General features: G+C 65.1%; 10 protein-coding genes and 1 tRNA gene. 2 read left to right on the forward strand and 9 right to left on the reverse strand.

The window, feature by feature from the left end; genetic code table 11:
* Nucleotides 1–3 precede the first annotated feature (3 nt).
* The 3 genes from KG722_RS13515 to KG722_RS13525 all read right to left on the reverse strand — a co-directional run bounded on the left by KG722_RS13515 (nt 4) and on the right by KG722_RS13525 (nt 3,558).
* Complete coding sequence (locus tag KG722_RS13515) at nt 4–2,238, reverse strand: patatin-like phospholipase family protein (protein WP_213272413.1); 2,235 nt, start codon at nt 2,236–2,238, stop codon at nt 4–6.
* 55 nt (nt 2,239–2,293) lie between these two features.
* Nucleotides 2,294–2,370 (reverse strand) — tRNA-Met (locus KG722_RS13520).
* 57 nt (nt 2,371–2,427) lie between these two features.
* A complete protein-coding gene (locus tag KG722_RS13525; RefSeq protein ID WP_213272415.1) occupies nt 2,428–3,558 on the reverse strand; it encodes an NAD(P)/FAD-dependent oxidoreductase in 1,131 nt (376 codons plus the stop codon).
* Nucleotides 3,559–3,621: 63 nt separating this feature from the next.
* Here KG722_RS13525 and KG722_RS13530 point away from each other — a divergent pair, with 63 nt between their 5' ends.
* On the forward strand, nt 3,622–4,371 hold the full coding sequence (locus KG722_RS13530) for a TRAP transporter TatT component family protein (protein WP_213272416.1): 750 nt from the start codon (nt 3,622–3,624) through the stop codon (nt 4,369–4,371).
* A gap of 9 nt (nt 4,372–4,380) precedes the next feature.
* Here the strand turns inward: KG722_RS13530 and trxB are convergent, their stop codons facing one another.
* The 3 genes from trxB to KG722_RS15260 form a co-directional block, all read right to left on the reverse strand.
* Nucleotides 4,381–5,352: a thioredoxin-disulfide reductase gene (trxB, locus tag KG722_RS13535; protein WP_213272417.1), complete on the reverse strand. Its 972-nt coding sequence runs from the start codon at nt 5,350–5,352 to the stop codon at nt 4,381–4,383.
* A gap of 94 nt (nt 5,353–5,446) precedes the next feature.
* The gene (locus KG722_RS13540; protein WP_300998516.1) at nt 5,447–6,298 is read right to left on the reverse strand and encodes a cation diffusion facilitator family transporter; all 852 of its coding nucleotides are present in this window, start codon (nt 6,296–6,298) and stop codon (nt 5,447–5,449) included.
* Nucleotides 6,295–6,459, reverse strand: a complete 165-nt coding sequence (locus KG722_RS15260) for a hypothetical protein (RefSeq protein WP_300998517.1) — start codon at nt 6,457–6,459, stop codon at nt 6,295–6,297. Before KG722_RS15260 ends, KG722_RS13540 begins: the two co-directional genes overlap by 4 nt.
* A gap of 201 nt (nt 6,460–6,660) precedes the next feature.
* Between KG722_RS15260 and KG722_RS13545 the strand changes: the two genes are divergently transcribed.
* A complete protein-coding gene (locus KG722_RS13545; protein WP_213272418.1) occupies nt 6,661–7,386 on the forward strand; it encodes a VOC family protein in 726 nt (241 codons plus the stop codon).
* Between the two features lie 399 nt (nt 7,387–7,785).
* Here KG722_RS13545 and KG722_RS13550 read toward each other — a convergent pair whose 3' ends face one another.
* The 3 genes from KG722_RS13550 to KG722_RS13560 form a co-directional block, all read right to left on the reverse strand.
* Nucleotides 7,786–7,968, reverse strand: coding sequence for a DUF3008 family protein (locus tag KG722_RS13550; protein ID WP_213272419.1), 183 nt, complete (start codon nt 7,966–7,968; stop codon nt 7,786–7,788).
* A gap of 131 nt (nt 7,969–8,099) precedes the next feature.
* Complete coding sequence (gyrB, locus tag KG722_RS13555) at nt 8,100–10,544, reverse strand: DNA topoisomerase (ATP-hydrolyzing) subunit B (RefSeq protein WP_213272420.1); 2,445 nt, start codon at nt 10,542–10,544, stop codon at nt 8,100–8,102.
* A 173-nt stretch (nt 10,545–10,717) separates the two neighbouring features.
* The gene (locus KG722_RS13560; protein ID WP_213272422.1) at nt 10,718–12,856 is read right to left on the reverse strand and encodes a DEAD/DEAH box helicase; all 2,139 of its coding nucleotides are present in this window, start codon (nt 12,854–12,856) and stop codon (nt 10,718–10,720) included.
* Nucleotides 12,857–12,917 lie beyond the last annotated feature (61 nt).

The raw sequence follows: 12,917 nt of genomic DNA on the forward strand, positions 1-12,917 counted from the left end.
TGCCTAAAACGACCGCCCGATCACCAGATAGGCCGACTGTCGCCCGCCCTTCGACCGGCCGAAGGCGAGGTAGACCGGCCCGAGCGCCGTATTGGCGCCGACATAGACACTGCCGCCCACGCGCAGATCGTCGAAGGTGAAATCCTCCGGGGACGACCAGACTTCCCCCGCCTCCAGCGACCCGCCAACGAACAGAGGCACACCGAAGATCGCGTCCTCGCTCATCAGTGACCGGCGGTAGATCAGGCGGGCGGCCGCGAAGTTTTCGCCCGCCAGCTCATCCAGCCGATAGCCGGACAGGCTGAAAAGGCCGCCGATCCGGTAAAGCGTATCAATGGGCGGCGCGCCGCTGAGGCGCAGGCCGCCGGAGACAGAGGTGAGCAGCGTGTTGCGCCCGAAAGTGTAGGCATGCAGGCCCGAGACCGACAGCGTCTGATAGTCGGCATTGTCCCCCAGGCCCTCCAGGCCTTGCGTCCAGCGCGCCTTCGCGGTCAGCCCCGTGGTCGGGAAGAAAGGGTTGTCGAGCATGTCGAGCCCGGCCGAGACAAAGACCCGGCCAGTGTGGATATCGACTTCGGAAATTGGGCCTGCGCCCTCGTTCAGCTTGGCGCGTCCGGTGCCGAGCTCGGTTCCGGCACGGATTTCGGCGATATTTCCGAATTGCCGGCCCGCATCGATCCCAAGGAGGCCATAGGTGAGGTCATAGCCCGCCGTCTTGAAGCCGCGCTGTGTGTAGATGTTGACCGGGCGGTTCTCGATTTCCGCGCGGGCAGCGGCAAACCAGCTCTGTGCCGGCTCCAGCAGGCGGAAGTATTCCAGGCCAAACTCGTTTATGTCGCCGATCGTGGCGATGGCGCGGATTTCCGAGCCATAGGCGTCCAGCGCCGCGCTGCGATAGTCCACCGAAACGGCAACATCGGACTCGGTATTGAAATCATTCTCCACGATCATGCCGAGGCGGACCCGGCCGGCATTGCGCCGCGAGTCTTCAGCCCGCACCACGAGGCCGGTGAGCCCGTCCTGCTCGGCCATTGTGTAGTCTACCCGCTCGAACGGTCCGAGGGCATAGATCCGGTCGAGCGCTTCATTGATTTCGGTGGTGTCCGCAGGCTTTCCCAGGACCGGGGACATGCGCTCTTCCAGCAAAGACTGGCTGAGCCGCGATGTGTTCTCGATACGGACAAAGGAGACGACAGGCGCCGGGGCATCACCCAGCCCGGCATAGCTGACCGGGCCGCGTCCTTCGGCGACAGGCGAGATCCTTCCGGCCTGAGCGCGGATGGAGGCGCGGCCAGCTTCGATCAGTTCCTTGCTGCGCGTGAAGGCGGCAGGGCTGATCTTGCCTGTATCCATCTTCACCAGAACGTCATTTGGTCCGAGCGATGCAATCGAGGCGCGCTCATTGGCAAGGATCAGCAGGCTGACGGTCTGCGAGAGCACATCAACCACCGAGCCGATCTGTTCCTGTTGCAAGAGTTCGTTCGGCGTCCAGAGGGCGATGACGATGTCAGCTCCCATCTCGCGCGCCACGCTGACCGGGATGTTGGCTGCAAGTCCCCCATCGACGAGCAACCGGTCGTCCAGCTGGAAAGCCGGGAAGACGCCGGGCACGGACATGGAGGCGCGCATCGCCATTGGCAATTCGCCCGAGCCGATGACCACGGCCTCTCCGGTGGCAATGTCGGTGGCCACGGCGCGGAAGGGAATGGTCAGATCGTCGAAATCTTTCACCGCCATGCGGGCCGGGGTTACGCGGCGCAGTTCCTTCATCAGGGCCTGGTCGGAGATCGCCCCGGTCGGCAGAAGCAGTCCGGCGCCGGAAACCCCGAGACTGGCGGTCCCGGGAAAATCCACCTGCTGCTGCTTCTGGCGGTAGGTGAGGTTGTCGCGCTCAGGGGAGGGGTTGAACACGCCCGACCAGTTGGCGCCATTGACGGTCTCTTCCAGCTCGGCGCTGCTCAGGCCGGAGGCGTAAAGCCCGCCGATGACAGCGCCCATTGAGGTGCCGACCACGAAATCGGGCCGGATACCCATCGCTTCGAGTTCCTGGATCGCGCCGACATGGGACAGGCCGAGCGCCCCGCCGCCCGATAGAACAAGCGCCACTTTCGGCCGGTCTGGCCCGGTTTCCAGAGGCTCCTGGGCGGTGGCGCCTGCAGCCAGCAGGACAGCTCCCAGCAAGGCCAGGATCAGCCGGACAAACGGGAAGGGGCGCTTCGGGGAGACGGTCTGTGTCATCGGGCGATCCTCTGGCCTGTTAGCGGGCGGCGCAAGGGGGATCGCGTGCTGGGCGTGGTGGTTCGGGAGAGACTTGAACTCTCGACCTCGCGATTATGAGTCGCGCGCTCTAACCAGCTGAGCTACCGAACCCTACGCCGCATCAGCGAAGGCGCCTGATACACATTGGAGCGGGGGCGCGCAAGCACCCTATCCTGCCAGCTCTGCCACATGTTCGGCGATCGCCAGCGAAGAGGTGAGCCCCGGGCTTTCGATGCCCAGGAGGTTAACAAGGCCCTGGCTGCCATGGGCGTCTGCGCCTTCTATGCGGAAATCGCCCGAAGGAGCCCCCCTGGGCACGATTTTAGGACGGATACCTGAATAATCGGGTGTCAGCCGGGCAAGCGTCAGGCCTGGCCAGTAGCGGCTGACTTCGCCGTGGAAGATGGCCGCCCGGGCCGGGTCCACCCTGTAGTCAAAGGGCGGGGCGGCCCCTTCGGGCAGCCATTCAGCGTCCGGTCCCACCTTGCCGCGCCCGCCCAGATCGATGGTCAGGTGCAGGCCGAGGCTTGAGGAGGTCGGCATGGGGTAGATCAGCCGGGAGAAGGGCGTGCGGCCGCTGATACCGAAATAGCTGCCCTTCGCGAAATGGGTTTCCGGAAGGCCGGCCGTGTGGGGGCCTTCGATGGTGGCGGCGATATGGGGGGCGCAATGGCCCGCTGCGTTGACCACGGTGCGGGCGCGGATGGTGGCCGGATTGTTCCCGCCGGTTTCCAGCCGGATATGGCCGGTCTCCACGGCGCCGGAGAGGACGGGCGTATTGAAGGCGATCGAGCCTCCGGCGTCTTCCAGCTCGCCCTGGAGGGCGAGGAAATAGGCGTGGCTGTCAAAGATACCGGAGACCGGCGAGTGGATGGCGGCGGCGACATCCGGGCTGAGCGCGGGCTCCATGACGCGCGCTTCGGCCCCGTCAAGCAGGCGCAGCTCTTCGACGCCGTTCGCCTGTGCCCGGGCGAGGATGTTGCCAAGCTCGCCGGCCTCTGCCTCGCCGATAGCCACAACCAGCTTGCCGCAGCGATTCACTGCGACGCCGTGCGCATCGAGATAGTTGTAGAGCATGCGGCGGCCATTGACGCAGTGGCGGGCCTTTAGGCTGCCGGTGGCGTAATAGAGCCCGGCATGGATGACCTCTGAATTGCGCGAGGAAGTGTGGATGGCGATCTGGTCTTCGGCTTCCAGCACGATCACCTCGCGCCCGGCGCGGGCAATGGCACGGCCGCAGGCAAGGCCGATGACGCCTGCCCCGATGATCACCACATCTGCCTCGAAACTGTCTGCCATCGTGATGTTACTCGCCGGAAACCCTGTTTGAGACTAGTATCAACTCAAATGCAGCTACGCAGCTTGATTCTGTTTGCTTTTGCCCTGCTGGCAGCCGCGCCGGCCTTTTCCGACATTGAAGCGGCCGCCGAAGCCTTCCGGGCGGGCCGGTATGACGCCGCCTTCGAGCAGGCAGCGGGCGAGCCGGGCGCCGATTCCCATGCTTTCCGCGCGCGCACCCTTCTGGCCAAGGCGATGTGCGGGGAGGGCGAGCCTTCGCGCACACTGATCGACAAGGCGCTGGCCGAGGCCAATGCCGCGCTGAAGGCGCAGCCCGGCCATGGGGAAGGGCGCCTCCAGAAGGCGATTGCCCTGTCGCTGATCATTCGGCCAATGGGCCTCAGTGAAGCCCGCAAGACCGGGTACGGAGAAGAGTCAAAGGCGCTGGCCGAGGCGGTGCTGGCAGAGGATCCGGCGAATTTCTATGCGCATGGCTTCCTGGCAGTCTGGCATGTGGAGGTCGAACGCCGGGGCGGCCTGATCGGCGCGGCCATGATGGGCGCGAGCCTCAAGGCGGCGCGGCGCCATTATGAAGAGGCGATCCGTCTTTCCCCGGAGGATATCGGCCTGCGCTGGCAATGGGCCCGGGCGCTGGCGGCGCTGGACGCGAAGAAGCACCTGGCCGAGATCCATCAGGCGCTGGAAGCGGCGGTGAACACCGACCCGGCGAGCGACCTCGACCGGGTGATGCAGGTCCGCGCGGCGCGGCTGCTGGACGTGGTCAGCCACAAGAAGCCAGGCGAGGTGGAACGCATGGCTTTGGCGATGCTCTAGGGCGGGTGCCTATTCGGCCGGAACAGCCGCGTCGGCATGGGCTTCCTGCTCGGAGAGGAAGCGTTCGGCGTCGAGCGCGGCCATGCAGCCCATGCCGGCAGCGGTGACGGCCTGGCGGTAGGTTTCATCCGTCACGTCGCCTGCCGCGAACACGCCGGGGATGGACGTACGCGGCGAGCCTGGCTCGGTGATCAGGTAGCCATTGTCCTTCATCGGCAGCTTGCCCACGAAGAGCTCCGTCGACGGGGCATGGCCGATGGCGACGAAGATCCCGTGCACAGACAGCTCCCGGATGGCGCCGGTGGCTACGTCCTTGATACGCGCAGCGGTAACGCCGAGCGGATTTTCATCACCGATGACTTCTTCCAGCGCATGGTTCCAGATCACTTCGACCTTGGGGTTCTTGAACAGACGGTCCTGCAGGATTTTCTCGGCGCGGAAATGGTCGCGGCGGTGGATGACGGTGACCTTGGAGGCAAAGTTTGTCAGGAAAAGCGCCTCTTCCACGGCCGTGTTGCCCCCGCCGATGACGAGGACTTCCTTGCCGCGATAGAAGAAACCGTCACAGGTGGCGCAGGCGGAGACGCCAAAGCCCTTGAACTTTTCCTCGCTCGGCAGGTCGAGCCATTTGGCCTGCGCGCCGGTGGAGATGATCACAGAATCGGCCGTGTAGAGCGTGCCGCTTTCACCCAAGGCCTTGAACGGGCGGGCGCCGAAATCGACCGAGGCGATGTGATCATTGGCGACCTTGGCGCCCATCTTTTCGGCATGTTCCTGCATCTTCACCATGAGCTCGGGGCCCTGGATGTGCGACTCGCCCGGCCAGTTCTCGACTTCGGTGGTGATGGTGAGCTGGCCGCCTGGCTGCATACCGGTGACGACGAGGGTGTCGCGCAGGGCGCGAGCGGCATAGACGGCGGCGGTCCAGCCGGCGGGGCCTGATCCGATGATCAGGATTTCGGCATGTTGTGTCTCGGCCATCGGGGCCTCCTTAAAGCGTCTTGCCCGTTAATCTGAGCCCATATGGGGCATCTTGGGCGAGGGTTAAAGCGCTGTGAGGCCTGCGGCAAGGCAGCTATTCAGGCGATGACATCACTTCGACGGTGGCATGGGAGACTTTGAAGGCGCTGGCGAGGCGGGCCTTCACATCCCGGCGCAGGGTTTCGGGATTTGCGCCTGGCGCGGCGGTAACTTCCAGCGTCACGAGCGGGCGCGATTCGGTCAGCGACCAGGCATGGACGTGGCTGACCCGCGCCAGGCCGGGGACATTTGCGGACAGATCCCGGACAATGTCGGTCACCGAGAGCCCATCCGGGGTCCCTTCGAGCAGGATGTGGCCAGACTGGCGCATGATGCGGACACCCGCCACGATCACCAGCCCGGCGACGAGCGCGGAGAGGATCGGATCGGCTGGCATCCAACCCGTCCAGAGAATGATACCCGCGGCAAGGATGGCGGCGACCGAGCCGAGGAGGTCTCCGGCGACATGCCAGAGCGCGCCGCGCATGTTGAGGTCTTCCCGGTCTCCGCCATGCAGGACGGCGAAGGCGGCGATGTTGACCAGCAGGCCGCCGGCCGCGACCAGCAACATCAGCCCGCCCATCACTTCGACCGGGGCGAGGAGGCGGTGGACCGCTTCCCAGATGATCCAGACGCCCAGCAGGATCAGCAGCACACCATTGGTGAAGGCGGCGAGGATCTTCATCCGCGCAAAGCCATAGGAGCGGTGGGGGTCTGCCGGGCGTTCGGCGAGCTTGTAGCCGATCCAGGCAAGGATCAGCGAGCCGGCATCGGTGAACATGTGGGCCGCGTCTGCCAGCAGGGCGAGGGAGCCGGAGATGAGGCCGCCGGCGATTTCGGCAAACATGAAACCGGCCGTCAGCGCAGCGGCGATGGCGACGCGGCGGCGCGAGTCGGTACTGGTCATGTCGGCATGGTGTTCATGCGAATGGCCGGCATGGCTGTGGTCATGCCCGTGACTGTGATCATGGCCGTGCCCGTGAACATGCGCGACGGGGTCAGGGGGGCAGTCCAGACCCTGCATTTCTGCAGAGCCATGGGCGTGATCATGATCGTGGTCATGATCATGGGATTTGATGCTGACGGCGCCGGGGCCGGGAGGTTTTGCACGAGAATTGGTCATCTTGGGGGCAGGCGTGGCGCCTTCCGGCGGGGAAATCAATGCATGCGTAATAGCATAACCTTGTTTACCTTGCGTCGTTGTTGCGGCGTTTGTTCTGCCCGTTAGGGTCTCCTCAAAAGAAAATGCCCTTGGGGAGTATGACAACCATGACCATGCCGCGTCTCCGACAATTGGTGATCGCCGCGCGCAGCCTGAAGAGCGCTGACCAGCTGGCCGAGCTGCTCGGTCTTGGCGAACCATTCATTGACACCGGTGTCGAGGAGTTCGGCCTCGTCAACCGTGTGTTCCCGATCGGGGACCAGTTCCTCGAAGTTGTGGTGCCCACCAGCGATAAGGCGCCGGCCGCCCGGTTCATCGAGCGCGGCGGGGAGGGGGGCTATATGGCGATCTTCCAGACAGAGGATCTCGCCGCCGCTCGCGCGCGGGTCGACAAGCTCGGCGTGCGCCGCGTGTGGAATGTGGACCTTGAGGACATTGCCGCCAGCCACCTTCACCCGGCCGATGTGGGCGGGGCGATTGTCTCCATCGACGAGGCGCGCCCGGCGGCAAGCTGGCGCTGGGCGGGTCCGGGCTGGCAGAAGCGGGCAAGGCAAGGCGCCCTGCGCGGCGCGGTGCTGGCGGGGCCGGACCCGGAAGGCATGGCAGCCCACTGGGCTGAAATTCTGGACGTGTCCAAAGGGCGGCGCTACCTGCGCGTGGCCGATGAGGCGGGCATCGAATTCCGTCAGGGGCCGGAAGAAAGGCTGATCCAGTTCCAGATCGCCGTGAAGGAACCGCGCGTAATCCTGCAACGGGCGCGGGGCATGAACCTCTGCGTAGTGGACAAGGTGGTGAAAATCGCCGGGTTGGGGCTGGAGCTGCAGGCGCTTTAGGGGGGACCTGTGGTTCATGCAGCATCGGGCGCTGGCGGGTCTTGAAGCTCCACCTCGATGACCGGCAATACCAGGCCTTGTCCGCCCGGGCACCTCGCCCGCCAAGCCCGCCACCAGCAGGCCGCAGCAGAGCCCGTAGGCGATGTCGCGGCTTAAAGGGTATCTCATCTCGCCTGGCACGGGCTGACGAGCGCACGCGATGGCGTCCAGCGCCACTCGCGGGTTGGGTTCGCGGGTTATGGCCAGTCCTTACTTTCCATATTGGAAAATGAGCGCAGCGTCGCGAAACAGCGCTCGATCATCACCGCCTCGACGCGCCGCGCGTCTTACCTCTCTCTCGCCAAGTGGGAGAGGGGGACAACGCAACGCAATGGCAGGTGCGGGCTCTGCGCTCGCGGCCTAACTCTTCGGTTCCGGGATCTTGTCATGTTTGGTGGAGGCCATGTCCTCGAGTTCCTTCCTGGTCATGGTCTCGTACATCTCTTTCGAGGCACCCTGGAGCCTGGATTTAGGCGTCTCGCCGCGCTTGGCCGATAGGGCCGCGCCGGCGGCTTTCTGCTGGGCTTCAGACTGGGCTTTCATGGGGCTCGCTCCTTGCGTTTGGCGTCCTCCCAGGGAGGATTTAACGCGCGGGGCCGGGAAAGGTTGCGCCTGCCAGAGCGAGAGAAGGTCCCGGATCGGCCTTTGGCCGTCCGGGATGACACCGGGAAGGGTTAGACGTCGACTTCGGCTTCCAGCGCAAACTCCTCGATGAATTCGCGGCGGGGTTCGACGACGTCGCCCATGAGTTTGGTGAAGAGTTCGTCGGCTTCGTCGGCATGTTCGACTTTGACCTGCAGCAGGGTGCGGGCGTTGGCGTCCAGCGTGGTTTCCCAGAGCTGGCTGGCGTTCATTTCGCCCAGACCCTTATAGCGCTGGATTTTCAGGCCCTTGCGGCCTGATTCCAATACCGCGCTGAGGAGGGTTGATGGTCCGTTCACGGCAATTTCTCCGCCTTTCTCATGGCGCAGGATCGAGGGCTCTGCATAGAGCTCGGCGAGGCCGATGGCCCGTTCCGAGAGGCGCATCGCGTCCTGGCTGGCCATCAGGGCCGGGGGCAGGACGGAGGTTTCATCGACGCCGCGCACCGTGCGCTGCAGGACAAGGGCGCCTTCGACAAAGCGGCCCACCCATGTGTCTTCGCCTTCTTCGGCGAGGCGGTTGAGACGGGCGGCGGTTGCCTCGGCTTCGGCCTGGCCGGCGCCGGGCTTCATGGCGCCGGTCAGCGCCGCATGCTCGATCAGCTCGGCCGGCGCGCGCAGGGCGAGGCGGCGCAGGCTGGCGCGGAAATTGGCCGCCTGATGAACCTGCTCGCGCAGGTCAGCGGCGCCAATCTGGGTGCCGTCGGCCAGGATCAGGGTTTCCCCGCTGGTGCCTTCCTCGATGAGGTAGGATTCCAGCTCGCCATCATCCTTGACATAGCGCTCGGACCGCCCGCGCGTGACTTTGTAGAGCGGGGGCTGGGCGATGTAGAGATAGCCGTTCTCAATAATCTCCGGCATCTGACGATAGAAGAAGGTGAGCAGCAGGGTGCGGATGTGGGCGCCGTCCACGTCCGCATCGGTCATGATGATGATCTTGTGATAGCGCAGCTTCTTGATATCGAACTCGTCCCGGCCGATGCCGGCGCCGAGCGCCATGATCAGTGTGCCGATCTGGTCGGAGCCGAGCATCTTGTCAAAGCGCGCACGCTCGACGTTGAGGATCTTGCCGCGCAGGGGGAGGATCGCCTGGTTGTCGCGTGAGCGGCCCTGTTTGGCAGAGCCACCGGCGGAGTCACCCTCGACGATGAAGATTTCAGATTTCGCCGGGTCTTTTTCCTGGCAGTCCGCCAGTTTGCCGGGCAGGGAGGTGATGTCGAGCGCCGATTTGCGGCGGGTGAGCTCGCGCGCCTTGCGGGCGGCTTCGCGCGCGGCGGCGGCCTCGACGATCTTCTCCATGATGATCTGGGCTTTCTTGGGATTCTCCTCGAACCACTCGCCCAGCTTCTCGTTGATCAGGCTTTCGACAACCGGGCGCACTTCGGAGGAGACGAGCTTGTCTTTCGTCTGTGAGCTGAACTTGGGGTCCGGCACCTTCACCGAGAGCACGCAGGTCAGGCCCTCGCGGGCATCATCTCCGGAGATCTCGACCTTGGATTTCTTCGCCACGCCGGTTTCGTTGGCGTATTTGTTGATGATCCGTGTGAGTGCCCCGCGGAAGCCGGCAAGGTGGGTGCCGCCATCGCGCTGGGGTATGTTGTTGGTGAAGCAGAGGACCGATTCGTGATAGGTGTCGGTCCATTCCAGCGCAGCTTCGACGGTGATGCCGTCCTTCTCGCCGACGACATAGATGGGCTCTCCGATCAGGGAGGATTTCTGCCGGTCTATATGCTGCACGAAAGCTTTCACGCCGCCTTCATATTCGAGCACGATTTCGTAGGGATCAGCTTCGCGCTCGTCGCGGAAGATGATCTTTACACCGCTGTTGAGGAAGGCGAGCTCGCGCAGGCGGTGCTCCAGGGTCTTCCGGTCATAGTCGGTCATCGTGAAAGTAGAGGTGGAGGCGAGGAAGCGCAGGGCCGTGCCGGTATAGGCCTTGCCGTTTTCGCGCTTGGGCGAAGCGCCGCGCGTGACGAGCGGCGCCTCGACGCGGCCGCCCTCGACGAAGCGGACGAAGTGTTCCTTGCCTTCACGGTGGATGGTCAGCTCCAGCCAGTCGGACAGGGCGTTGACGACCGAGACGCCGACGCCGTGAAGGCCGCCTGAGACCTTGTAGGAGTTCTGGTCGAACTTACCGCCGGCGTGCAGCTGGGTCATGATCACCTCGGCGGCCGAAACGCCCTCGGTGGGGTGGAGGCCGACGGGGATGCCGCGGCCATTGTCGGTGATCTGGGCCGAGCCATCGGGGTAGAGCGTGACGGTGACATGATCGGCATGGCCAGCGAGGGCTTCGTCGATCGCGTTGTCGACGACTTCGTAGATCATGTGGTGGAGGCCGGAGCCGTCATCCGTGTCGCCGATATACATGCCGGGGCGCTTGCGCACGGCATCAAGGCCCTTGAGGACCTTGATGGAGCCCGCGCCATACTCGCCTTCGCCGCCCTCTTCGGGGGCTTCGGGGTTTACGTCTTCGGCCATGGGAACTGCTTTCTCGATGATTCTTCGAAATTCCCCTTAAATATAGGGGATTTACGCGCCGCTGGGAACCGGAACGGCAATCATTTTGCAGCGCCGCAAGGGCGCCCAAAAATCTTTTTGAATCAGGGAATTATTGAAGGTTTTCAAGGCGCGCTGAACGCCCTGCCAGCCGCTCAGGCGCGCGGCTTCTTCAGGCCCTGGAAAGTCTTTGGTTTGACGCCCTTGCCGCCGGCCGGTTTGCCGCCGGTTTTCGGCTTGCCGGGGCCTTTGCCCGGACCCTTTGAGGGGCCACTGAAGGACTTTCCTTTCGGGCCGCTCCAGGGCGCCTTGGCGGGCCTGTCACCATCTTCACGGGGGCGGTCACTGCGCGGGGCGCTGCGCGTGTCGGCGCGCTTCTCATAGGGTTTGCCGGCGGGGCGGTCTGCGCGGTCGGGGCGGTCTGCACGTTCCGAGCGCGGGGCGCGCTCGGCAGGGCTCCAGTCAGACTTGCGCTCGAAACTGCGTTCCGGGCTGCGCTCATAGCTGCGCTCGGGGCGGCTGGCCGGTGGGCGGTCCGGGCGGCGGTCGCGCTCACGCGGGGGCGGCGCGCCGGGATCTTCGCGCTCGGGGATGCCTTCGAGCGGAAACGCCTGCAGGCTGCCCTCGAGGCGGCCATTGACGGCGTTCTCGAACAGGCGTTGGGCCCCTTCCGGGGTCAGCTCGACATGGGTGTTACCGTTGTTGATGCGGATCTGGCCGATCTGGTCGCGGTCAATGTCGCCGGCCTTGCAGAGCATCGGCAGCAGCCATTTGGGGTCAGCGTTTTTCTTGCGGCCGACATTGATGGCGATCCAGACGGCGCCTTCAAGGCTGGCGCGTTCGCGCTGCGGGCGCGGCGCGCGCGGCTCGCGGGGTTCACGCGGCTCGCGGTCGCCCCAGTCGCGGGTGGCGCGCTGAGGTCGTTCCTGCCAGTCGCGCTCGCCGCGCTCTTCGCGGGGCTTGCGGGCAGGGCGGTCGTCGACCTCACGCAGGTCTTCGGGCGCCGAGCGGCCGGCGCGGGCCTTTCGGATGAAGGCGGCGGCGATCTGCTCGGGCGTGTGTTCCGACATCAGGCGGGCGACAAGCTCGGCTTCCTTTTCCACCATCGGATTGGTGAGCGCGGTATCGGCCAGGAGGCGGGCATCATCGCGGGCGCTGACATCATCGGCCGAAGGCGGACGGCCCCAGCGGGCCTCGACCTTGGCGTCCTGGAGAAGGCGCTCGACCCGGCGGCGGGCCTTGGGTGCAACGATCAGTGTGCTGATGCCCTTGCGGCCTGCCCGGCCTGTGCGGCCTGAGCGGTGGAGGAGGGTGGCCGGATCGCGCGGCAAGTCGGCATGGATCACGAGATCGAGCTTGGGAAGGTCAAGGCCGCGGGCGGCGACATCGGTGGCGATGCAGACACGGGCGCGGCCGGAGCGCAGGGAAGAGAGGGCGTTGGCACGTTCTTTCTGGCTGAACTCGCCCGACAGGGCGACGACGCTGAAGCCACGATTGCCGAGGCGGGAAACGAGATGATTGACCGAGGCGCGCGTGGAACAGAACACGATGGCGCTTTCGGTGTCCGAATGGCGCACGATGTTGACGATGGCGTTTTCCTCGTCCCCCGGGGCGACCATCACCGCTTCATACGCGATGTCGGCATGTGCGGTGGTATCGCTGTCTGTGGTGATACGCAGGGCATTCTTCTGGTATCGCGTGGCGAGCGCGGCGATGCCCTTTGGCACGGTGGCCGAGAACATCAGCGTACGGCGTTCACTGGGCGTGTCTTCCAGGATGTGCTCAAGCTCCTCGCGGAAGCCGAGATCGAGCATCTCGTCGGCCTCGTCCAGCACGACGGCGCGGATGGCAGACGTTTCGAGCGAGCCGCGATTGATATGGTCCGACAGGCGGCCGGGGGTGCCGACAACGATATGGGCGCCGCGTTCCAGCGCCCGGCGCTCGTCGCGCATGTCCATGCCGCCAACGCAGGTGGCGATTTCAGCGTTCGTGTTGGCGTAGAGCCAGCGCAGTTCGCGGGCGACCTGCAGGGCAAGCTCGCGCGTGGGGGCGATGATCAGGCCGAGCGGGGAGGCAGCGCGGATGAGGAAGGTATCTTCCCCGCCGAGGAGTTCGTTGGCGATGGCGAGGCCGAAGGCGACCGTCTTGCCCGAACCGGTGCGCGCGGAGACCAGCAGGTCGCGCCCTTCCAGTTCCGGCGCCGTTGCAGCCGCCTGCACTTCGGTCAGGGTTTCGTAACCACGTTCAAGGATCGCCGCGCGCAGCGCAGCAGGCAGTGTTTCAGGCAGATTCATGGGGGGAGAAGACTTTCAGGCGTCACAATCGGTGCCCAATGGCACGAAAACGGCGCCGGGG

It is taken from the genome of Hyphomonas sp., from assembly GCF_018402285.1.
Classification (GTDB): domain Bacteria; phylum Pseudomonadota; class Alphaproteobacteria; order Caulobacterales; family Hyphomonadaceae; genus Hyphomonas.

Coding starts and splice junctions, on each gene's coding strand:
- KG722_RS13515 (WP_213272413.1), bottom strand. CDS start 2,238: ATGACACAGACCGTCTCCCCGAAGCGCCCCTTCCCGTTTGTCCGGCTG.
- KG722_RS13525 (WP_213272415.1), bottom strand. CDS start 3,558: ATGGCAGACAGTTTCGAGGCAGATGTGGTGATCATCGGGGCAGGCGTC.
- trxB (WP_213272417.1), bottom strand. CDS start 5,352: ATGGCCGAGACACAACATGCCGAAATCCTGATCATCGGATCAGGCCCC.
- KG722_RS13540 (WP_300998516.1), bottom strand. CDS start 6,298: ATGACCAGTACCGACTCGCGCCGCCGCGTCGCCATCGCCGCTGCGCTG.
- KG722_RS15260 (WP_300998517.1), bottom strand. CDS start 6,459: ATGATCATGACCACGATCATGATCACGCCCATGGCTCTGCAGAAATGC.
- KG722_RS13545 (WP_213272418.1), top strand. CDS start 6,661: ATGACCATGCCGCGTCTCCGACAATTGGTGATCGCCGCGCGCAGCCTG.
- KG722_RS13550 (WP_213272419.1), bottom strand. CDS start 7,968: ATGAAAGCCCAGTCTGAAGCCCAGCAGAAAGCCGCCGGCGCGGCCCTA.
- gyrB (WP_213272420.1), bottom strand. CDS start 10,544: ATGGCCGAAGACGTAAACCCCGAAGCCCCCGAAGAGGGCGGCGAAGGC.
- KG722_RS13560 (WP_213272422.1), bottom strand. CDS start 12,856: ATGAATCTGCCTGAAACACTGCCTGCTGCGCTGCGCGCGGCGATCCTT.